The organism is Tardiphaga sp. (genome assembly GCF_028290495.1).
GTDB lineage: Bacteria > Pseudomonadota > Alphaproteobacteria > Rhizobiales > Xanthobacteraceae > Tardiphaga.
This window is the reverse complement of record NZ_JAQGJT010000144.1, coordinates 1-21,713: the sequence shown is the minus strand read 5'-3', so window position 1 is coordinate 21,713 and position 21,713 is coordinate 1. Positions and strand designations below refer to the sequence as shown.

The 21,713-nt window shown below is 64.4% G+C and carries 18 protein-coding genes; 11 read left to right on the top strand and 7 right to left on the bottom strand.

From position 1 onward, the window contains the following. Positions 1 to 1,208: TRAP transporter fused permease subunit (locus JWQ24_RS21960; RefSeq protein ID WP_299812532.1), on the bottom strand; the 1,208-nt coding region annotated here is incomplete at its 3' end. A 45-nt stretch (positions 1,209 to 1,253) separates the two neighbouring features. Further along, on the bottom strand, positions 1,254 to 2,387 hold the full coding sequence (locus JWQ24_RS21955; protein WP_299812538.1) for a TAXI family TRAP transporter solute-binding subunit: 1,134 nt from the start codon (positions 2,385 to 2,387) through the stop codon (positions 1,254 to 1,256). 417 nt (positions 2,388 to 2,804) lie between these two features. Here JWQ24_RS21955 and JWQ24_RS21950 point away from each other — a divergent pair, with 417 nt between their 5' ends. Next, a complete protein-coding gene (locus tag JWQ24_RS21950; protein WP_299812530.1) occupies positions 2,805 to 3,764 on the top strand; it encodes an IclR family transcriptional regulator in 960 nt (319 codons plus the stop codon). Then, on the top strand, positions 3,694 to 5,250 hold the full coding sequence (locus tag JWQ24_RS21945) for a carboxyl transferase domain-containing protein (protein ID WP_299812528.1): 1,557 nt from the start codon (positions 3,694 to 3,696) through the stop codon (positions 5,248 to 5,250). Before JWQ24_RS21950 ends, JWQ24_RS21945 begins: the two co-directional genes overlap by 71 nt. A gap of 164 nt (positions 5,251 to 5,414) precedes the next feature. Here the strand turns inward: JWQ24_RS21945 and JWQ24_RS21940 are convergent, their stop codons facing one another. From JWQ24_RS21940 to JWQ24_RS21930, 3 genes are all read right to left on the bottom strand, one after another. Next, positions 5,415 to 6,698, bottom strand: a complete 1,284-nt coding sequence (locus JWQ24_RS21940; RefSeq protein ID WP_299812526.1) for an MFS transporter — start codon at positions 6,696 to 6,698, stop codon at positions 5,415 to 5,417. A 72-nt stretch (positions 6,699 to 6,770) separates the two neighbouring features. Then, positions 6,771 to 7,967, bottom strand: a complete 1,197-nt coding sequence (locus JWQ24_RS21935; RefSeq protein WP_299812524.1) for an acetyl-CoA C-acyltransferase — start codon at positions 7,965 to 7,967, stop codon at positions 6,771 to 6,773. A gap of 110 nt (positions 7,968 to 8,077) precedes the next feature. Next, positions 8,078 to 8,848 carry an enoyl-CoA hydratase gene (locus JWQ24_RS21930; RefSeq protein WP_299812522.1) on the bottom strand — a complete coding sequence of 257 codons (771 nt, stop codon included), beginning with the start codon at positions 8,846 to 8,848 and terminating at the stop codon, positions 8,078 to 8,080. Between the two features lie 186 nt (positions 8,849 to 9,034). Between JWQ24_RS21930 and JWQ24_RS21925 the strand changes: the two genes are divergently transcribed. The 9 genes from JWQ24_RS21925 to JWQ24_RS21885 all read left to right on the top strand — a co-directional run bounded on the left by JWQ24_RS21925 (position 9,035) and on the right by JWQ24_RS21885 (position 18,939). Then, positions 9,035 to 9,661, top strand: coding sequence for a TetR/AcrR family transcriptional regulator (locus JWQ24_RS21925; RefSeq protein WP_299812520.1), 627 nt, complete (start codon positions 9,035 to 9,037; stop codon positions 9,659 to 9,661). Positions 9,662 to 9,808: 147 nt separating this feature from the next. Beyond that, positions 9,809 to 11,305 carry a CoA-acylating methylmalonate-semialdehyde dehydrogenase gene (locus JWQ24_RS21920; protein WP_299812518.1) on the top strand — a complete coding sequence of 499 codons (1,497 nt, stop codon included), beginning with the start codon at positions 9,809 to 9,811 and terminating at the stop codon, positions 11,303 to 11,305. A 19-nt stretch (positions 11,306 to 11,324) separates the two neighbouring features. Continuing rightward, entirely contained in the window at positions 11,325 to 12,470 is a 1,146-nt protein-coding gene (locus tag JWQ24_RS21915) for an isobutyryl-CoA dehydrogenase (protein WP_299812536.1), read from the top strand. Between the two features lie 2 nt (positions 12,471 to 12,472). Beyond that, a complete protein-coding gene (locus JWQ24_RS21910) occupies positions 12,473 to 13,534 on the top strand; it encodes an enoyl-CoA hydratase/isomerase family protein (protein WP_299812516.1) in 1,062 nt (353 codons plus the stop codon). 23 nt (positions 13,535 to 13,557) lie between these two features. Beyond that, positions 13,558 to 14,445 carry a 3-hydroxyisobutyrate dehydrogenase gene (gene mmsB, locus JWQ24_RS21905; protein ID WP_299812514.1) on the top strand — a complete coding sequence of 296 codons (888 nt, stop codon included), beginning with the start codon at positions 13,558 to 13,560 and terminating at the stop codon, positions 14,443 to 14,445. 11 nt (positions 14,446 to 14,456) lie between these two features. Beyond that, positions 14,457 to 16,187 carry an AMP-binding protein gene (locus JWQ24_RS21900; protein ID WP_299812512.1) on the top strand — a complete coding sequence of 577 codons (1,731 nt, stop codon included), beginning with the start codon at positions 14,457 to 14,459 and terminating at the stop codon, positions 16,185 to 16,187. Between the two features lie 97 nt (positions 16,188 to 16,284). Next, positions 16,285 to 16,746 carry a MaoC family dehydratase gene (locus JWQ24_RS21895; RefSeq protein ID WP_299812510.1) on the top strand — a complete coding sequence of 154 codons (462 nt, stop codon included), beginning with the start codon at positions 16,285 to 16,287 and terminating at the stop codon, positions 16,744 to 16,746. A 9-nt stretch (positions 16,747 to 16,755) separates the two neighbouring features. Then, positions 16,756 to 17,673: an SDR family NAD(P)-dependent oxidoreductase gene (locus JWQ24_RS21890; RefSeq protein ID WP_299812508.1), complete on the top strand. Its 918-nt coding sequence runs from the start codon at positions 16,756 to 16,758 to the stop codon at positions 17,671 to 17,673. An 81-nt stretch (positions 17,674 to 17,754) separates the two neighbouring features. Beyond that, a complete protein-coding gene (locus JWQ24_RS21885) occupies positions 17,755 to 18,939 on the top strand; it encodes a TIGR03862 family flavoprotein (protein WP_299812534.1) in 1,185 nt (394 codons plus the stop codon). A 135-nt stretch (positions 18,940 to 19,074) separates the two neighbouring features. Here JWQ24_RS21885 and JWQ24_RS21880 read toward each other — a convergent pair whose 3' ends face one another. Next, positions 19,075 to 20,154 carry a D-TA family PLP-dependent enzyme gene (locus JWQ24_RS21880; RefSeq protein ID WP_299812506.1) on the bottom strand — a complete coding sequence of 360 codons (1,080 nt, stop codon included), beginning with the start codon at positions 20,152 to 20,154 and terminating at the stop codon, positions 19,075 to 19,077. A gap of 182 nt (positions 20,155 to 20,336) precedes the next feature. After that, positions 20,337 to 21,713, bottom strand: a 1,377-nt coding sequence (locus tag JWQ24_RS21875) for an ATP-binding cassette domain-containing protein (RefSeq protein ID WP_299812504.1), incomplete at its 5' end; no start/stop codon positions are given.

The window sequence follows — 21,713 nt, the reverse complement described above, 5'->3', positions numbered from 1 at the left end:
TCGCGCTTGAAGTACAACAGCATGACCACGAGGATCACAATGACGAACAAATAGTACCAGCCTTCCTTGAACGCAGCCATGAAGCGCGGCAGTTCGGCGCGGGGAAGGCCTTTCAGCTTGTGCCGCGCGGCATAGCTGTCGACCTGCGCGAACAATCCGACATAATACAGCACCGACGGAATGGTCGCGGCAAGGGCGACATCCGCGTAACTGGTGTTCATGAATTGCGCCATCACGAACGCGGAGGCGCCGAGCACCGGCGGCGCCAGCACCGCGCCGGTGGACGCGCAGGCCTCGATCGCGGCGGAGTAGGACGGCGTAAAGCCGGTCTTCTTCATCGCGGGGATGGTCATGGTGCCGGCGGTCAGCACGTTGGAGACGATGCTGCCGCCGACGGTGCCGAGCAGGCCGGAGGCGAAGATGCACACCTTTGCCGCGCCGCCGCGAAACGTGCCGCACATTGCAAACGCAATGTTGATGAAGAATTTTCCCGCGCCGGTCATCATCAGCGCCGTGCCGAACACCAGGAAGCCGATCACCGTATCGGCGAACGCCTGGATCGGAATCCCGAGCAGGCTTTCGCCGGACAGAACATGATAGGCGGTGGTCTGTTCGATCGTCGACTGCGTGCCGCGGAACGGCCCGAGCCATTTGGCGTCGGCGAACAGCGGATAGAAGGTGAACGGCGCGACGCTGAGCAAAAGGCTCCAGCCGCCGGTGCGGCGCAGCGCCTCCAACAGCACGAACCACATCACGAGGCCCGCGGCGATCACGCCCTTCGGTGCGCCGTCGAACTCCCAACCGAACTGCGCGGCCTTGCGGATGTTCATCATCAGGTAGATCGCGGCGACGATGGTGCCGACGAACAGCACGATGTCATACCACGGCACCCGGTCGAGATCGGCCTTCGACGTTCCCGGAAAGATCAGGAAGGTGAACGGCAGCATCAAGGCGATCAGCAGATAGAAATATTCGGTATTGAGCTGGGTATAGTCGATGAAGAAACGCAGCGAGAATTGCTGGTTGATACACAGCAGGATCGTCGCCAGCGTGGCCAGAATAAGCGCCCAGCGCCAGACGCCGTGCAGCGCACGGACCCGCGTGACCTCGGATTCCTGCAGCTCGGCGACCCCGTGCGGATCGTCGAGCTGAAGTTTTGGCGGCACGTCGGACGCGGTCAGCGCCTGATCGGGTGAAGAAGGTGACATGGCAATTCCCAATCAGGAGAAGAGGTGACGCGGCCGTGTGCGGACTTACTCGAAGCCGTTCGGCATACCGGCCTTGGCGAGCGCTGCGGAGCGCGCGGCCATCCAGCCGTCGAGGAATTCCTTGTCGATGGTGGGCGGCGCCTTGGTGTAGTCGGCCCACGCCGCCTTCAACACGTCCTGCCGCTTGAACAGCGCGTCGTTATGCGCCTGGTCGGCGTCGCTCCAGTTGCCGGCCTCCTTGAGCGCCCTTACGGAACCTGCGTGGTAAGGCACCACCCACTTCATCGTCTGCGCCTTCACCGCGAGGCCGCCGGCGCCCGGCGCGTTATCCTTGTAGGCGTCGTAGTTGACGATCATCGCCTTGGTGATCGCGTAGATCTGGTCTTCGGCCTGCGAGGCGTAGACGGTGGCGACCGGGTAGGGATAGGTGCTCATGTGCACCGGCGTGGCCGGCGTGATGCCGGCGCCGCAGGTCGCCATGTGCGGATTGAAGAACGGCGCGACGCGTTTGACGCGGGCCCAGCCGTCCTTGTCATCGGCCGGCAGCGGCGGCCAGATAATGCCGCGCGGCGAGGTTTCGACTTCCTTGGCCGGACCGGTGATGGTGGTGGCGAAGGCGGCATCGACGTCGTTGTTGACCATGCCTTTCCACATCGCGCCGTAGCTGGCGAATTCGATCGGCTTGACGTCGGTCTTGGTCAGACCGCCGAACGCCATGATCGCCAGCGCGTTCTGGTTCAGCGCGGGCGAGCCGACCACGAAGCCGACGCGTTTGCCGCGCAGATCTTTCAATTCCTTGACGCCGGTGTCGCGCGCGACGCCGAGCGAGCCGCCATTGCAGTCGATGCTCGAGAGCGTGACCTGCAGCGCCTGCGGTCCCCATTCCTTGACGCCGAATTCGAACACGCCTTCCTGCGCGAAATAGATCCCCGAGCCCATCCAGGCGATGCCGGCGCGGCCGCCGCGCAATGGCGCCAGGCGCGCGACATCGTTGCCGGCGGGCAGCACGCGGACGTCGGTGCCATATTTGTCCTTCATCATTTTGCCGACGGCGACCGCGATGTTGAATCCGGCGGTGCCAGTATCATAGGCGGTGACGGCCATCGTCGGCGGCAGCTTGATGTCCTGTGCATATGAAGCGGATGTCGTAACAAGCACGGCAACGGAAGCCAGCGCCATGATGCGGTGAAGCATGTATCCCTCCCGAAATGCATTCGCTTGAGCGAATTGCGATTGTTCTTCGGAGATCATGTCATCGCCTTCAGGCGATGGCAACGAAGTGTGGGATTGTTAGACCAATAGACCGGCCGCGTTGAAATCGGTCGCGTTGCCGGCGTCGTACCGACGCCAATTTGCATCACGCCGACCTTCTGGATCGCCTCGGCATCAGTCCGTCCAGTCTGCAGCGTGCCGTTCGGCGGACTAAACCACAGGGATGAGACTGATCGCGCAGCCGGGTGTTGTGGCGGCGCAAAGCGTGAGGTAGCGTAGCGGCAAGCGGAATATAATTCCGTACAATGGAATGGGACGGCGACGCGCATCGGGAGGCCCAGAGGGCTTGATCCCGCGGCAAGCGTCGCCCGCAGGAAACGCATTATGGGACGACGCTCGGAACGGCTTAGCAAACAGGGCATGCTCGCCAGCGATCTGGCAGGCGAGGGCGACGTCATCCAGGTTGTCGCGCGCGCCTTCGAGATCCTGCGCTGCTTCGAGGGCCACGATGCCCGGCTCGGCAATCTCGAAATCTCCAAGCGTTGCGGCCTGCCGCGCTCTACCGTATCGCGGCTGACGCATACGCTCACGCGGATGGGACAACTGGCCTATCTGCCCGGCGACCAGAAATATCGCATCGGTCCCAGCGCCGTGGCGATGGGCACTTCGATGATGCGCGGCCTGCAGGTTCGCAACCTGATCCGGCTGCGGCTGCAGGAAGTCGCCGAGCAAATCCCCGGCACCATCGGCTTCACGATCCCCGATCGCTTCCACATGGTCTATCTCGAATACGCCCGCGCCGATCACGCGCTTGGCCTGCATTCGACCACCGGCAGCCGCATCGCCATGGGCCGCACCGCGGCCGGACATGCCTATACCGCGGCGCTCGATGAAGACGTCGGCAACGCGCTGATCAACGAGATGTCGCGCGAGATGGCGGAGGACGCTCAGATCCTGCGCAGCCGCATCGAGGACAACCGGACATCGTTGCGCGAGCATGGCTACGTCATCACGGGCGGCATGTTCAGCCCGCACATCATGGGTATCGCAGCGCCGATCTGGTCGCCGCAGTACCAGACCTATGTGACTGTCACCATTGGCCTGCTGGCGTCGATGTACGACGAGGCCCGGCTGAAGGCCGAGGTCGCCCCGATTCTGATGAATCTCACCGCCGCGATCGACGCGATGGTGCAGAACGCCGAGAGCGGCCTCACGTCGGCGCCGGTTACCGCCGCGCCGGTGCTGCCGAAGAAAATGCCTGTGGAGAGTGTTAATGAACTGGAAGCCGGAACTCGACGACCTCGCCCGGCGCGAAGCATTCGCGCGGGAGATGGGCGGCGCTGACAAGGTCAAGCGACAGCATGACCAAGGCCGGCTCACGGTTCGTGAGCGCATCGACAAACTGATTGATCCCGGAAGTTTTCACGAGGTCGGCGCCGTGTCCGGCGTCGGCGAATATGATGCTTCGGGCGAACTCACTCAGCTTACTCCGGCGAACTGCGTGTTCGGCCGCGGCAAGGTCGAGGGCCGTCCGGTCGTGGTGGTCGGCGACGACTTCACCGTGCGCGGCGGCTCGGCCGATGCGTCGATCTCCGCCAAGCCGCTGATGGCCGAGGAGATGGCGCATGACTTCCGGCTGCCGATCATCCGGGTGATCGAAGGCTCCGGCGGCGGTGGCTCGGTCAAGACCATCGAGACCAAGGGCGCGGCCAACCTGCCGGGCGGTGTCGGTGGCACGCGCTGGTACTGGTACACGACGGCCAACCTGGCGCAGGTGCCGGTAGTCGGTCTTGGCCTCGGTTCGGTTGCCGGCCTTGGCGCGGCGCGGCTGGCCGCTTCGCATTACTCGGTGATGACCAAGAACTCCGCGATGTTCGTCGCCGGTCCGCCGGTGGTGGCGCGGATCGGTGCGACGCTGGACAAGAAGGCGCTCGGCGGCGCCGACATCCAGACCCGCGCCGGTGGTGTGGATCATGCGGTCGATACCGAGGAGGAAGCCTTCGCCTGCGCGCGACGCTTCCTGTCGTATCTTCCGTCGTCGGTTTACGGCCTGCCGCCGACGCTACGCTGCACCGACGATCCCGAACGCGCCGAACCCGCATTGCTCAACGCCGTGCCGCGCGACCGCAAGCAGGTCTACAAGATGCGCCCGATCATCGACGCCGTCGTCGATCGCGGCACGTTCTTCGAGATGGCCGCGAATTACGGCCGGCCGGTGATCACCGGCTTTGCCCGGCTGGAAGGCCGCGCCGTGCTGGTGCTGGCCAGCGATCCCTTCCACTACGGCGGCTCGTGGACAGCGGACGCCTGCCAGAAGGTGGTGCGCTTCGTCGATCTCGCCGAGACCTTCCATCTGCCGGTGGTCTATCTGATGGACTGCCCGGGCTTCATGATCGGGCTCGATGCCGAGAAGGCCGCTACGATCCGCCACGGCGTGCGCGTGATGGCGGCGGTGAACCAGACCACGGTGCCGTGGTGCACGATCATCATCCGCAATGCTTTCGGCGTCGCCGGTGTGGTGCACCAGCCGGCCAACCGGCTCTCGATGCGTTACGCCTGGCCGTCGGCCTATTGGGGCTCGCTGCCGCTGGAAGGCGGCATCGAGGCTGCCTACCGCGGCGAGATCGAGGCAGCGGATGATCCGAAGGCCAAGCAGCAGGAGATCGAGGACCGGCTCAACAAATTGCGCTCGCCGTTCCGTTCCGCCGAAAAATTCTGGGTCGAGGAAGTGATCAATCCAATGAAGACCCGCTCGCTGCTGTGCGAATTTGCAAGGCTTGCCGAACCTTTGCGGACGGCGGGGCCGACGCGCCTGGCGATGCGACCATAGTACCGTGCTGTCATTCCGGGATGCACTTCAGACGGCGGAGCCGGCTGGAGTGCAGACCCGGAACCTCGATATGATTTGAACATCTCTGGGTTCCCCGCCGCTCCAACTGGAGCGGCTGAGGTTCGCTCGCAGCTAACGCTGCGCACGCCCCGGAATGACAGTGCCTAAGCCGCAACCACCTTCTTGTCGCGCGCGATCATCAGCACGATGATCGCAGCGACGATGCATAGCAGGCCGGCGGCGAAGAACGCCGGCAGGTAGCTCAACAGCACCGTACGGGAAAGCCCGGCACCGAAGGCCGCCGTGGCGGCACCCAGTTGATGGCCGGCGAAGATCCAGCCGAATACGAGGCCAGCACGTTCCGGGCCGAACTTCGTCGCGGTAAGGCGCACTGTCGGTGGCACGGTGGCGATCCAGTCGAGCCCGTAGAACAGCGCGAACAGCGACAGGCCGTAGAACGAGAAGTCGGTGAACGGCAGCGCCAGCAGCGAAAGCCCGCGCAGGCCGTAATACCAGAACAGCAGATGGCGGTTGTCGTAGCGGTCCGACAGCCAGCCGGAGGCGATCGTACCGAAGAAATCGAAAATGCCCATCGCCGCGAGCAGGCCGGCGGCCTGCATCTGCGGGATGCCGAAATCGAGGCACATCGGGATCAGGTGGACCTGAACCAGGCCATTGGTGCTGGCGCCGCAGATGAAGAAGGTCGCGAACAGGATCCAGAACACCCGCGTCTGCGCCGCGTCGCGCAACGCGCCTAGCGCCGCCGCCATGATCGGCTGTTTGTTCGGGGTGGGATGCACGATCGGCGCCGTACCGGCGTCGCCATAGGGCCGCAGGCCGAGATCGCTCGGCCGGTCGCGCATCACCAGCAACACGCAGAGAGCCGCCACCGCAAGCATCACGCACATCAGCGCCAGCGCCCAGCGCCAGTCATGATGTTCGGTGATGCTGGCGAGCAGCGGCAGGAAGATCAATTGGCCGGTCGCCGCGCTCGCGGTGAGGATGCCGATCACGAGCCCGCGTCGCGCGCTGAACCAGCGCGTTGCCACGGTGGCGCCGAGCACCAGCGCCGTCATCCCGGTGCCGATGCCGACCGCGACGCCCCACAAAGCCATCAATTGCCAGAGCTGCGTCATGCCCAGTGACAGCACGAGGCTGGCGACCACCACGAGCAGCGCCGTCAGCGTGACATTGCGCAGCCCGTAGCGGTTCATCAGGGCGGCGGCGAACGGCGCCATCAGCCCGAACAGGATGAAGCGGATCGACATCGCCGAGGAAATTTCCGCGGTGCTCCAGCCGAACTCCTTCTGCAGCGGCACGATGAATACGCCGGGCGCGCCGACCGCGGCGGCGCTGACCAGCGCCGTCACGAAGGTCACAGCGATCATCGCCCATCCGTAATGGATGTTGCGGCGGGCAAGGGCAGGGGCGAGCCATCCGGAGATCATGGAAGTACCTTTGATCAAATGAACTGACGTCCGGCGAGATTCGCCGCCATCTCTGTAAGGTAAATATAGGCGCTAGTGAATGATGCGCTCGACTGCGATCGCCGTGGCCTCGCCACCGCCGATGCACAATGCCGCGACGCCGCGTTTCAGGCCCCGTGCCTCCAGCGCATGCAGTAGCGTCACGATCAGTCGGGCGCCGGTGGCGCCGATCGGATGGCCGAGCGCGCAGGCGCCGCCGTTGACGTTGATCTTCTCTCGGGCAATGCCGAGATCGCGCTGCGCCGCCATAGGCACGACCGCGAAGGCCTCGTTGATCTCGAACAGGTCGACATCGCCGACGCTCCAGCCGACCTTGTCGAGCAGCTTGCGGATCGCGGGGATCGGCGCGGTGGTGAACCACTGCGGTTCCTGGCTGTGGGTGGCGTGGCCGCGAATGACCGCGAGCGCAGGTAATCCCTCGCGGTCGGCCAGCGAGCGCCGCGCCAGGATCAGCGCCGCGGCGCCGTCGGCATTGGCGGAGGAGGCGGCCGGCGTGATCGTCCCGCTGCTGCGGAACGCCGGCTTGAGGTTCGGGATCTTGGCGGGATCGACCTTGAGCGGATGCTCGTCATTGGCGATCTCGCGCGGACCGCCTTTCTCGACGATGGTGATCGGCACGATCTCGGCCTTGAACGCGCCGCTCTCGACCGCCTTGCGGGCGCGGGTCAGCGTTTCGATGGCCCAGGTATCCTGATCGGCGCGTGTGAACTGATAGGCCTCCGCGGTGGCTTCGCCGAAGTCGCCCATCGAGCGCCCGACCTCATAGGCATCCTCAAGGCCGTCCATCAGCATGTGGTCGATGATGCGGTCGTGTCCGACGCGGTAGCCGCCGCGCGCCTTCTGCAGCAGATACGGCGCGTTGGACATGCTTTCCATGCCGCCCGACAGCACGATCTCCGCCGAACCGGCGGTGATAATGTCATGCGCGAGCATCGTCGCCTTCATGCCGGAGCCGCAGACCTTGTTGACGGTGGTGGCGCCGGTGGCATCCGGCAGTTTCGCGCCGCGTGCGGCCTGACGCGCCGGCGCCTGGCCCTGTCCGGCGGGCAGCACGCAGCCCATGAACACTTCGTCGATGCGCTCCGGCGCCAGCCCCGCGCGCGCGACGGCTGCTGCGATCACATGGCTGCCGAGTTTATGGCCCGACAAGGACGACAATTCGCCCTGAAACCGGCCAAGCGGGGTGCGCGCCGCGGAGACGATGACAACGGGATCGAAGGGTTCGGACATGGCCAGGCTCCATCGCGCAGGCGTGGGGATCGTTAACATGACGAACATCATATGATGCGCCGCAAGATATGCAACCGGAGCGACGGATAATTTGTCGTGAGGCGGACGGGCTACCGCTTGCGGTCGATGAAGCCCTGCATCAGCCGCTGCGGCTCGCCGGTGAGATAGGCTTCTCCGAACACGCCGACGCTGAGATTGATGGATTCCTTCAGCGGCAGTTCTTCCCATTGTTTCAGCAGGGCTTTTTGCGACCGTATCGCCTCGGGGCCGCATTCCAGAATGGCTGCGACGGTGCTCTCGACGGCGGTATCCAGCCCACCCTCGGGGGCGACGACATCGACAAGGCCCCAGCTGAGTGCGGTAGGGGCATCGATGGTCGCCGCCGTCATGATCAGCCAGCGGGCGCGGCCCCAGCCGATCAGACGCGGCAGCAACGCGGCATGGATGACGGAGGGTATCCCGACCCTGACCTCGGGCATGGCGAACTTGGCGTCATGCGCGGCGATGCGGAAGTCGCAGGCCGCGGCGAATTCCAGTCCGCCGCCGAGGCACCAGCCGGGAATTCGCGCGATCACCGGCGCCGGAAAGGCGCGGGCGGCCTCGCACAGGTCGCGCAACCCGGTGATGAATTTCTCCGCCGAGGCCTGGTCGAGCGTTGCCATCTCCTTGATGTCGGCGCCGCCTATCATGCTCTTCTCGCTCTGGCCTACGACCACGAGGGCGCGGATCGCGCGCTCCGTCGCCAGCACTTCAAGCCCCTCGCGGACACCCTTGATCGCGGCCGAATTGAGGATGTTGAGCGGGCCGGCGTTACAGATCGTCAGGCGGACGACGCCACGTGAATCGCGGTCGACGCCGCAATAGGGGTTGAGCATGTGCATGGGATTTCCTCGGGCATCTGTGCCGGCGCGGTCCGCCGGTCTGAAAGCGTCAGTTCCGGGTCAATTGCTGGGCTTGTCAAGGCTGCGGCGCCCTGGCCGTTGCGAAACGACCGCCAGCGCGTTAGTATGATCTGCGTCATTCCTTCTGCGGCTCCGTCGCCCGCCGACCGACAACATGGAACGCAGATGCGCTACTCCAAGGAACACAAGCTCGAAACCCACGCGCGCATCGTCAAGAAGGCGTCGGTGCGGCTGCGTGAAAAGGGCGCGCACGGTATTGGTGTCGCCGACCTGATGAAGGATGCGGGCCTGACGCATGGCGGGTTCTATGCGCATTTTGACTCGCGCGAGGCGCTGGTCATCGAAGCCTTCGGTTATGCGATGGACCGTTCGACCGATCGCTGGCGTCAATTGGCCGGGGAGGCCGCGCCGCAGGATCGGCTGGCTGCCATCGTCGAGGCCTATCTGTCGCCGCAGCACCGCGACAATCCCGGACACGGCTGCGCGGTACCGGCGCTAGGCGCCGAGATCGCCCGCGAGAGTCCGAAGACCCGCAAGGCGTTCGCCGCCAAGCTCGACCAGATGATCGCAATGATGGCCGAACAGTTCACGGCGGAGGCCGGCAAGTCGGCGCGCCAGCAGGCGATGGCCGCGCTTGCCACCATGATGGGCACGCTGGTGCTGGCGCGTGTCGCAGGCTCCGGCGAGTTGTCGGAAGAGTTGCTCAGCGCCGGCCGCGAGGCCGTGCTGACGCGCGCGCCCGCCGCGAAAAAGCCCGCCGCAAGAACCGCGAAATCCGTCGCCAGGATTTGACCTCCAGCCGTCGCCACATGCGACGTTCGTCGTATGAGACGGATGTTCGCGTGCCGGCGTTTCCGCAAATCGGCTGCGCGCGCAAGGCCTTTCCAAATTCGACAAAGCCTGCGCAACATGCCGGCAAAACAAGTCGAGGAGGAACGCATGCGGTACATCGGTCATTTCATTGGCGGCCGTGAGGTCAAGGGCACATCCGGGCGTTTTGCTGACGTGTTCGAGCCGATGACCGGCGACGTTCAGGCCCAGGTGGCGCTGGCTTCGAAGGCCGAGATGCGTGCCGCCATCGAGAATGCGATCGAAGCGCAGGTCGCCTGGGGTGCTACCAATCCGCAGCGCCGCGCCCGCGTGATGATGAAGTTCCTTGAACTGGCGCAGCGCGACTACGACAAGATGGCAGATCTTTTGGCCCGGGAGCACGGCAAGACCGTGCCGGACGCCAAGGGCGACATCCAGCGCGGCCTCGAAGTGGTTGAATTCGCCTGCGGCGTACCGCATCTGATGAAGGGCGAATACACCGAGGGCGCCGGGCCCGGCATCGACATCTATTCGATGCGCCAGCCACTCGGCGTCGTCGCCGGTATCACGCCGTTCAATTTCCCCGCGATGATCCCGATGTGGAAATTCGCTCCCGCCATCGCCTGCGGCAACGCTTTCATCCTGAAGCCTTCGGAGCGCGATCCCGGCGTGCCGATGATGCTCGCCGCACTGATGATCGAGGCCGGCCTGCCGCCGGGCATTCTCAATGTCGTCAACGGTGACAAGGAAGCCGTCGATGCGATCCTCGATGACCCCGATATCAAGGCTGTCGGCTTTGTCGGCTCCTCGCCGATCGCGCAGTACATCTACGAGCGCGCGGCTGCGACCGGCAAGCGCGCGCAGTGCTTCGGCGGCGCCAAGAACCACGCCATCATCATGCCGGATGCCGACATGGACCAGACCGTCGATGCACTGATCGGCGCCGGCTACGGCTCCGCCGGCGAGCGCTGCATGGCGATCTCCGTCGCCGTGCCGGTCGGCAAGGGCACCGCCGATCGCCTGATGGAGAAGCTGATCCCGCGCGTCGAGGCGCTGAAGATCGGCCCGTCCACCGATCCCTCCGCGGACTTCGGGCCGCTGGTGACCAAGGCGGCACTGGAACGCGTCAAGGACTATGTCGAGATCGGCATCAAGGAAGGCGCGACGCTGTCGGTCGATGGCCGCGGCTTCAAGATGCAGGGCTACGAGAACGGCTTCTACATGGGCGGCTGCCTGTTCGACAACGTGACGAAGGACATGCGGATCTACAAGGAAGAGATTTTCGGTCCGGTGCTCTCCGTGGTCCGCGCGCATGATTACGCGGAGGCGCTGGCGCTGCCGTCCGACCATGACTACGGCAACGGCGTCGCGATCTTCACCCGCGACGGCGACGCCGCACGCGACTTCGCTGCGAGAGTAAATGTTGGCATGGTAGGCATCAACGTGCCGATCCCGGTGCCGATCGCCTACTACACTTTCGGTGGCTGGAAGAAATCTGGCTTCGGTGACCTCAACCAGCACGGCCCGGACTCGATCCGCTTCTACACCAAGACCAAGACGGTCACCGCGCGCTGGCCGTCCGGCGTCAAGGAGGGGGCGGAGTTCTCGATCCCGACGATGAATTGACGGAGAGCGCGGACGTATGATGCAGTTCGCTCTCAACGAAGACCAGATCGCCGTCCGCGACATGGCGCGGGACTTTGCGGCGGAGAAGATCGCGCCGCATGCGCTCACGTGGGACGAGGAGAAGTTCTTCCCCGTCGATGTGATGCGCGAGGCGGCGGCGCTCGGCATGGGCGGCATCTACATCCGCGAGGATGTCGGTGGCTCGGCCCTGACGCGGTTCGACGCGGCGCTGATCTTCGAGGCGCTGGCGCAGGGCTGCCCGACGGTCGCGGCCTTCATCTCGATCCACAACATGTCGTCGTGGATGATCGACGCCTATGGCAACGACGCACAGCGGCAGAAGTGGCTGCCGAAACTGTGTACGATGGATCTGATTGCCAGCTATTGTCTCACCGAACCTGGTTCGGGATCGGACGCTGCGGCGCTTCGCACCCGCGCAGTGATCGATGGCGATCACTACGTGCTCAATGGCCAGAAGCAGTTCATCTCCGGCGCGGGCAAGGGCGACCTTTACGTCGTCATGGTTCGCACCGGCGGCGACGGCCCCGGCGGCATCTCCACGCTGGTGGTCGAGAGCGACACGCCCGGCCTGTCGTTCGGCGGCAATGAACGCAAGATGGGCTGGAACGCGCAGCCGACCCGTGCTGTCATCTTCGAGAATGCCCGCGTGCCGATCGCCAACCGGCTGGGCTCCGAAGGCATCGGCTTCAAGATCGCGATGGCCGGGCTCGATGGCGGCCGGCTTAACATCGCCGCATGTTCGCTGGGCGGCGCGCAATCCGCGCTCGACAAGTCGCTCGGCTACATGAAGGAGCGCAAGGCGTTCGGCAAGCGGCTCGATGAATTTCAGGCACTGCAGTTTCGCCTCGCCGACATGGCGACCGAACTCGAAGCCGCACGTACTTTCGTGTGGCGCGCGGCGGCGGCGCTCGACCGCAAGGACGCCGATGCCACGATGCTGTGCGCGATGGCCAAGCGTTTTGGCACCGATGTCGGCTTTGAGGTTGCCAACCAGGCGCTGCAGTTGCATGGCGGTTACGGCTACCTCTCCGAATATGGCATCGAGAAGATTGTGCGCGACCTGCGCGTGCACCAGATCCTCGAAGGTACCAATGAAATCATGCGGCTGATCGTGGCGCGCAAATTGATCGAAGGCGCGCGGTGAATATGGACGTGAAGGCAGAGACCGATCTTGTTGTGGAGCGGGAAGGCGCGGCCGGCATTATTCGGCTCAATCGCCCGAAGGCGCTGAATGCCCTGACGCTGGAAATGACGCGCGAGATCGCGGCTGCTCTCGATGTTTTCGAAAACGACCCGAATATTGCACTGATCATTCTCGAAGGTGCGGGCGAGCGCGGGCTGTGTGCCGGCGGCGATATTCGTGGGCTCTACGAGAGCGCGAGGGCCAAAGGCGATCTCGGAAAGATTTTCTGGCGCGAGGAATACATCGTCAACGCGCGGATCGCGAAGTATCCCAAGCCCTATGTCGCTTTTATGGACGGCTTCGTGATGGGCGGCGGCGTCGGCCTTGCCGGCCATGCCAGCCACCGCGTGGTAACCGAAAAGACCAAGGTCGCCATGCCCGAGGTTAGCCTTGGTTTCTTTCCGGATGTCGGTGGCACCTGGCTGCTCTCGCGAGCGCCCGGCGATCTCGGTACCTATTTCGGATTGACTGGGCTGACGATGAACGGCGCCGATGCGGTGTTTTCAAATCTAGCCGATGTTCGGATCGCTTCGTCTGATTGGGCGGCCTTGCGGGCAACGCTCACGGGACTTTCATCTGGCGCGGATGCGGCGTCGGTGATGACCGTCATCAAGCGGTTTTCAGCGGCGGATGGAATGGGACCGGTGACGTTACAACGTGGGCTGATCGATCGCGCCTTCGCGCACGATACGATCGAGGAGATTTTCGCCGCGCTGGAGCAGGACGGCTCGGAGTTCGCGCAATCGACGTTGAAGGCGATGCGCGACAAATCTCCCCGCGGCCTCAAGGTCACGCTGAAGCTGTTGCAACTGGCGCGGGCATCGACGTCCCTTGAAGAATGCCTCAAGCGGGAATATCTCGCGGCGCTGGAAGTTTTCGACAGCCACGATTTCGTCGAAGGCGTGCGCGCCGCCATCATCGACAAGGACCGCAATCCGAAATGGCAGCCGCCGACGATTGAAGAAGTGACGCCGGAGATTGTGGCGCGCTATCTCGCCAGGCGAGACGTCGCGCTGACATTCTGACAACGAAAAAACGAGGGCAGGACATGACGACCATCGCATTCATCGGTCTCGGCAACATGGGCGGCCCGATGGCCGCCAATCTGGTCAAGGCTGGCCACGTTGTTCATGGCTTCGATCTGACACCGGCATCGTGCGAACAGGCCAAGGCCGATGGCGTCGTGATCGCCGCGAAGGCGATCGCGGCCGTGAAAGGTGCGGAAGTCGTAGTCACCATGCTGCCGGCCGGCAAGCACGTGTTGTCGGTATGGGGCGAGATCATCCCCGCGGTGGGCAAGGGCACGCTGATGATCGACTGCTCGACCATTGATGTCGAGAGCGCGCGCAAGTCGCACGAGCTTGCCGCCGCGCATCATCTGCCGTCGGTCGACGCCCCGGTGTCCGGCGGCACCGGTGGCGCCAAGGGTGCGACGCTGACCTTTATGGCCGGTGGTGCTGCCGACGCGTTCGCAACGGCCAGGCCGATCCTGGAGGCGATGGGCAAGAAGATTGTGCATTGTGGCGATGCCGGCGCGGGGCAAGCGGCCAAAATTTGCAACAACATGATTTTAGGAATCTCGATGATCGGCGTCAGCGAGGCTTTCGTGCTCGCCGAAAAACTCGGCCTGTCGCATCAGGCTTTGTTCGATGTCGCCTCGACCTCATCGGGCCAATGCTGGTCGCTGACCTCCTATTGCCCGGTGCCGGGTCCGGTGCCGACTTCGCCGGCCAACAACGAGTACAAGCCCGGTTTTGCGGCAGCGCTGATGCTGAAGGATCTGCGGCTCTCGCAGGAAGCTGCGAAAGCTGCGGGGGCCGCAACGCCGCTCGGTGCGCATGCCGAGAGCATCTATGAGAGCTTCGACAAAGCCGGTCACGGCGGTGTGGATTTTTCGGGCATTATTCATCAGTTGCGGCATCTGGCTGCGAAGTAGCAGGGCGCAACATGACGACATTCCAGCAAGCGCGCAGCTTCCTGCTCGAACACCGCACCGATTACGACACCGCGGTCGCCGGTTTTCGCTGGCCTGATCCTGTAGACTTTAACTGGGCGCTTGACTGGTTCGATGCCGAGCTCGCCGGCCATGCCGACAGTAGCGATCGCACCGCGCTGTGGATCGTCGATGCCGGCAGCAACCGCGAGACCAAGCTGTCGTTCGCGACCCTGTCGCGGCGCTCCAACCAGGTGGCGAATTTTTTGCGGGCGCAGGGGCTGAAGCGCGGCGATCATCTGTTGCTGCTGCTCGGCAACGTCGTGCCTTTGTGGGAGACGATGCTGGCGTCGATCAAGCTGGGCGTCGTCGTGATCCCCGCAACGACGCTGCTGACTCCGGATGAACTGCGCGATCGTCTCCAGCGCGGCCGAGCCAAGTTGGTCGTGGCGGCGCCGGATCAGGTTGCTAAATTCGCCGGCCTTAGCGGCGCAGATTTTATCGGCATCGTTGCGGGCGAAGCGCAGGACGGCTGGCTTCCGTTCGATCAGGCTGCGGACTTTCCGGACAGCTTCACGCCGGATGGCCCGACCAAAGCCGACGATCCGCTGCTGCTGTACTTCACCTCGGGCACGACTGCCAAGCCGAAGCTGGTGCGGCACAGCCAGCGCAGCTATCCCGTCGGCGCGCTGTCGACCATGTACTGGCTCGGGCTGCAGCCCGGCGATGTGCATCTCAACATTTCATCGCCGGGCTGGGCGAAGCATGCCTGGAGCTGCCTGTTCGCGCCGTGGAATGCTGGTGCCACGGTGTTCGTGGTCAACCAGCCGCGCTTTGACGCCAAGGGCCTGCTCGCGACCATCGGCCGTTGTGGCGTGACGACGATGTGCGCGCCGCCGACGGTGTGGCGGCTGTTCATTCAGGAGAAGCTCGCGACCTTCAAGGTGAGCCTGCGCGAAGTCTGCGGCGCTGGAGAGCCGCTCAATCCGGAGGTGATCGATCAGGTCCGCGCCGCCTGGGGCCTGACGATCCGCGACGGCTACGGCCAGACCGAGACCACGGCGCTGGCCGGCAATTCGCCGGGGCAGAAGGTCAAGGTGGGCTCGATGGGCCGGCCGCTGCCGGGCTGGCAGGTCCGCATCACCGATGTCGATGGCCAGCCGGCAAAGGAGGGTGAGGTCAGCCTGCCGCTCGGCGCTGATCGCCCCGCAGGACTGATGCAGGGCTATCAGGCCGATGACGGCAGCGTCAGCGGCGCCGACGGCGCGATCTATCGCAGCGGCGATGTGGTGTTCGCCGATGGCGACGGCTATCTCACCTTTGTCGGCCGCTCCGACGACGTGTTTAAGTCATCCGATTACCGCATCAGCCCGTTCGAGCTGGAGAGCGTGCTGCTCGAACATGAGGCGGTGGCCGAAGCCGCAGTGGTGCCGAGCCCGGATCCGATCCGGCTGGCGGTTCCGAAGGCCTATGTGCTGCTGGTTGCCGGCACCGAGCGCAATGCAGCTACTGCGCTGTCGATCTTCGAGCATCTGCATGTCCGTCTCGCGCCGTTCAAGCGTATCCGCCGCCTTGAGCTGGTGACCGAATTGCCGAAGACGATCTCCGGCAAGATCCGCCGCGTTCAGTTGCGCCGCCTCGAACATGCCGATGACCGCGCCGATGCCCTGCGCGGCATCGAGTTCCGTGAGGAAGACTTTCCGTCCTTGCAGGCTGCGCGGCCGACCGGATTGCCGGAAACCTGACCATAAGGCCGCTTCACGCATGGAAGCAGCGCACATATTTCGCTTGGCGAAGACCCGCGCCATGTGGAATGTGCGGCCTGCAAACAACGAGGATTGAATGACGTCTCTTATGCAGTGCGACACCTATATAAGCATGGTCGGGCAGGACATTGGCGTGTCGGACTGGCACCTCGTCGACCAGAAGCGGATCGACGTTTTCGCCGACGCCACCGAGGATCAGCAGTTCATTCACATCGATCCGGCTCGCGCGAAAGCGACGCCATTCGGCAGCACCATCGCGCACGGTTTTCTGACGACGTCGCTGATCTCAGTGTTCTCCTACGAGGCGCTGCCGAAGCTCGATCAGGTCGCGATGAACGTCAATTACGGCTTCGACAAATTGCGCTTCGTCTCGCCGGTGAAGGCCGGCGTGCAGGTGCGCGGACACTTTTCGCTGAAGGAAGCGACGCTGCGCAAGCCGAAGGAACTGTTCACCCGCGTCGGCGTCAGCGTCGAGATCGAGGGCGAGTCCAAGCCGGCGCTGGTCGCCGACTGGCTCGCGCTGACCTATTTCGTTTGAGAGGGTATCATGAGCATTCGATTTGATGGCCGCGTCGCGATCGTTACCGGCGCCGGCAATGGTCTTGGCCGCGCGCACGCGCTGGGTCTGGCGAAGCTAGGCGCGAAAGTCGTCGTCAACGATTTCGGCGGCGCGCGCGATGGCAGCGGCGGTTCGCTGACGCCAGCGGGCGCCGTGGTCGAGGAAATCCGCCAGTCCGGCGGCATCGCGATGGCCGATGGCGCCGACGTCTCGAATTTCGAGCAGGTCACCGCGATGGTCGAGCGCGCCACCGCGGAGTGGGGCAGCGTCGATCTGATGTGCGCCAATGCCGGCATCCTGCGCGACAAGTCGTTCGGCAAGATGGAGCCCGCGGATTTCGCGAAAGTGCTCGACGTGCATCTTACCGGCACCTTCAACTGCTGCAAGGCGGTGTGGGACGGCATGCGCGCGCGCAACTTTGGCCGCATCGTCATCACCACCTCGTCGTCGGGCCTGTACGGCAATTTCGGCCAGTCCAATTACGGTGCGGCGAAAACCGGCATGATCGGGCTGATGAACGTGCTGGCGGAAGAAGGCCGCAAGACCAACATTCGTGTCAACACGATCTCGCCGACCGCGGCGACCCGCATGACCGAAGAACTGCTGCCGCCACAGGCTTTGGCGCTGCTGAAGCCGGAATCGATCACCCCGGCGGTGCTTTATCTGCTCAGCGAGAATGCGCCGACCAAGACTATCATGGGCGCGGGCGCAGGCTCTTTCGCAGTCATCAAGCTGCTGGAAAGCGAGGGCGTCAATTTCGCGGAGAGCGAATGGACGCCGGATACGATCGCCGCGCATTTCGCCGAGATCTCTGATATGTCCGGCGCGAAGGCGCTGGAAGGCGCGTTCCAGCAAACGCAGAAATATGTCCAGCAGGCCGCAACGCGGCTGGGCATCAAGGTCTAACTCTCTTTCGATCGGACGATCATTGTGACCGACGTTTTACAACATGACGTCGCGGTGATTGGCGCCGGACCCGCCGGATTGATGGCGGCCGAAGTGATCGCGCAGAGCGGCGCGCGCGTCACCGTCTATGACGCGATGCCGTCCGCCGGCCGCAAGTTTCTGATGGCCGGCCGCGGCGGGCTGAATCTAACTCACAGCGAAGACCTGCCGACGTTTCTGACACGCTACGGCGCGGCGACGCCGCGGCTTGCCGGAGTCATTGAGAGGTTTCCGCCGGACAGGCTGCGCGCATGGAGCGACGGGCTGGGGCAGCCGACCTTCGTGGGCTCCAGCGGCCGGGTGTTTCCCGAGGCGTTCAAGGCGTCGCCGCTGCTGCGGGCGTGGCTGCGCAGGTTAGGCCAATCCGGCGTGCAGTTCGCCATGCGGCATCGCTGGACCGGCTGGGATAGCGATGGACATTTGCGCTTCGCGAGGCCGGAGGGCGAGCGCGTCGTTGCGCCCCGTGCGACTGTGCTGGCGCTGGGTGGTGCGAGTTGGCCGAAGCTCGGCTCCGACGGCGCATGGGTCGGGGCGCTGGTCGCTAAAGGCGTCGCCATCGCGCCGCTGCGACCGGCCAATGGCGGCTTCACCGTGGCGTGGTCGGACATTTTCAAGGATCGATTCGAGGGGCAGCCGCTGAAAAGCGTGGCGCTGTCGTTTGGATCGCAGATGGTGCGCGGTGAGGCGATGGTCACCCGCAGTGGCATCGAGGGCGGCGCGATCTATGCGCTGTCGGCGGCGCTGCGCGACGCCGTGTTGGCGAACGGGCAGGCCACGCTGAACATCGCGCTGCGGCCTGACGTGGAGGCCGGCGAGTTGATCACGAAGCTGTCGGCATCGCGCGGCAAGCAGTCGCTGTCGACCTTCCTGCGCAAGGCCGTGCATCTCTCGCCGGTCGGCATAGGGCTGTTGCAGGAAGCAGCGATCTCCTCTGGTACGACGCTGGGGTCGTTATCGACTGCCAGCCTCGCCGGGTTGATCAATGCGGTGCCGGTCGTATTGAGCGGCATCGCCCCGATCGCGCGCGCCATTTCAAGCGCCGGCGGCATCGCTTTCGATGAACTCGACGATGATTTCATGATCCGGCGTGTGCCCGGCATGTTCGCCGCCGGCGAAATGCTGGATTGGGAAGCGCCGACCGGCGGCTATCTGCTGCAGGCCTCGTTCGCGACGGGCCATGCTGCGGGCAGGGGCGTGGTGAAGTGGATTGCACGCCAGTCGTCATAGCTCGTCGTTGCGAGGAGCCCTTGCGACGAAGCAATCCAGTTCTTGCGCAGCGTGGGACCTTCTGGATTGCTGCGTCGCGGAGTTTATCATCGGGCCGGCGCAGCCGTCTCCGTTGGCTCTTCGCAATGACGGCGTCTAGCGCAGCCGTCCCCGCGCAGCCACCGGCAGCACGCCGATGACTTCCTCGCCGCGCACCATCACCACTTCGTCGAACATGTTCACGACCACGCAGACGTGGTTTGGCACGATGCGGACGACGTCGCCGACATTCGGGCGGGTGTTGCTGCGCGTGAGGTCGAGGAAGCCATGCTCCTCGGCAAAGCGCGCGATCTTCGCTTCGGGATGTTCAAGGATCAGGCCATGCCCCTCAAGCCCGCCGGTGTCCGATGTCAGCGTCTTCGATCCGGCATCGAGAATGCCGCGGTCCGGTCCGGCGCGGCTGACGACGGTGGAATAGACATTGGCTGCGCAGTCGTCCCAGGTCGCCGATCCCGCGGCGACCTGCATGCGGTCGTTGTAGATATAGGTGCCGAAGCGATGTTCGGTGGCGCCCTTCAGCATGCCGACATTTTTCAGGTTCGGCGTGCCGCCGGTGGAGACGATTGATGGCTCCAGCCCGAGCGCGCGGACGCCGGCCAGCGCCTCGTCGAAGAATTTTTGTGCATCCGCCCAGCCCGATTCGGTCGGGTACAGCATGAAGCCGGCGAAGCTCAGGCCTTCAGAGGCGTCGATCAGGCGCGCGAGTTCGATAGCTTCCGCTGATGTCTCGACGCCGGCGCGCTTGCGGCCGGTGTCGCATTCAACCACGACGCTGAGCGGCAAGCCGGAAATCGCCGCGGCCTTCTTCAGGCCCTCGACGACGACCGCATTGTCCGCGGCGACGGTGATGGTCGCTTTCGCCTGCAGCGCGGCGAGGCGCGCCATCTTCTCGTCGCCGATCAGGTTGTAGCTGATCAGAATGTCGTCGATCCCCGCGTCCGCCATGATCTCGGCCTCGCCGAGCTTCTGGCAGGTGATGCCTTTGGCGCCGGCCGCGATCTGCATCCTGGCGATGAGCGGGCTCTTGTGGGTCTTGATATGCGGTCGGTTGGCCACGCCCGCCGCATCGCAGACCGCCTGGATCCGTGCGATGTTGCGTTCGACGCGGTCCATGTCGACGACCAAAGCAGGGGTGCCGTAGTCGCGGGCGATAGTGGCGGCGAGGGCGGTGGTCATGGCATTCGCTCCGGTATTCCGCCGTCCTCCTTCGAGGCGCGCAAGATGCGCGCATCTCAGGATGACGGCTTCATTGAATCTGCGACGAGGGGCCTTGCATCGACAAGCTTCCCGTCATCCTGAGGTGCCGCCAGGACGGCGCTTCAGCGTCGTCATGGCAGCCTATAAGGATGGCCGCAAGCTCAGGCGTTCTCGATCTCTTCGCGCATGGTTTCCAGCTCAAGCCATTTTTCCTCGGCTTCCGTGAGACCCTTCTGCGCCGTGGAGAGCGCGGCGGACACGGTGTCGAACTTCTTGCGATCCTTCTTGTAGAGGTTGGGATCGTCAAGGTGGCGCTGCTGCTTGGCGATGTCGGCCTGGAAGCTCGTGATCGCCTTCGGCAGCGTATCCAGCAGATGCTTGTCCTTGAAGTTCATCTTCTTCTTGGCCGCGGGCTTGCTGCTTTCCGGCTTGCCGCTGCTCTTGACGGTCTCGGCGGCGATGGAGCTAGCCTTCTCGCGTTTCAGGTCGGCGCCGCGCTGCGCCAGCATGTCGGTGTAGCCGCCAGCATATTCCGTCCACTTGCCGTTGCCTTCCGGCACGATCACCGAGGTGACGACGCGGTCGAGGAAGTCGCGGTCATGGCTGATCAGGATCACGGTGCCTTCGTAGTCACCGAGCATGTCCTCAAGCACGTCGAGGGTCTCGAGATCGAGGTCGTTGGTCGGTTCGTCCAGCACGAGTACGTTCGACGGCTTGGCCAGCGCGCGCGCCAGCATCAGGCGGCCGCGTTCACCGCCCGACAGCACTTCGAGTGGCGTGCGCATCTGCTCCTGCGAGAACAGGAAGTCCTTCATGTAGCTGACGACGTGCTTCGGCGTGCCGTTGACCATGACGTGGTCGCCGCGACCGCCGGTGAGGGCTTCGGCGAGCGTCGTCTTCGGCGACAGGCTTTCGCGGTGCTGGTCGAGCGTTGCCATCTCGATGTTGGCGCCGAACCGGATCGAGCCGGAGTCGGGCGCTTCCGTGCCGGTCAGCATGTTGATCATCGTCGTCTTGCCGGCGCCGTTGGGGCCGACCACGCCGATGCGGTCGCCGCGCTGGATGCGGATCGAGAAGTCGTCGACGATCTTGCGGTCGCCGTAAGTGCGGCAGATGCCCTTGGCCTCGACGATCAACTTGCCAGACTTGTCGGCCTCGGAGGCGGCGAGGTTGGCGCTGCCCGTGACGCCGCGATAGTCCTGACGCTGCGCGCGCAGCGCGTGCAGGTTGCCGAGCCGCTTGACGTTGCGCTTGCGGCGGCCGGAGACGCCGTGGCGCAGCCAATGCTCCTCGTTGACGATCTTGCGGTCGAGCTTGTGCTGGTCGCGCTCTTCCTCGGCGAGAATATCGTCGCGCCATTGCTCAAAAGCGGAGAAGCCGCGGTCGATCTGCTTGATCTGGCCGCGGTCGAGCCAGGCGGTGGCGCGCGACAGGTTGGAGAGGAAGCGGCGGTCATGGCTGATCAGCACCAGCGCGCAGCGGCGGCTGGCGAGTTCGCCTTCCAGCCATTCGATGGTGGTGAGATCGAGATGGTTGGT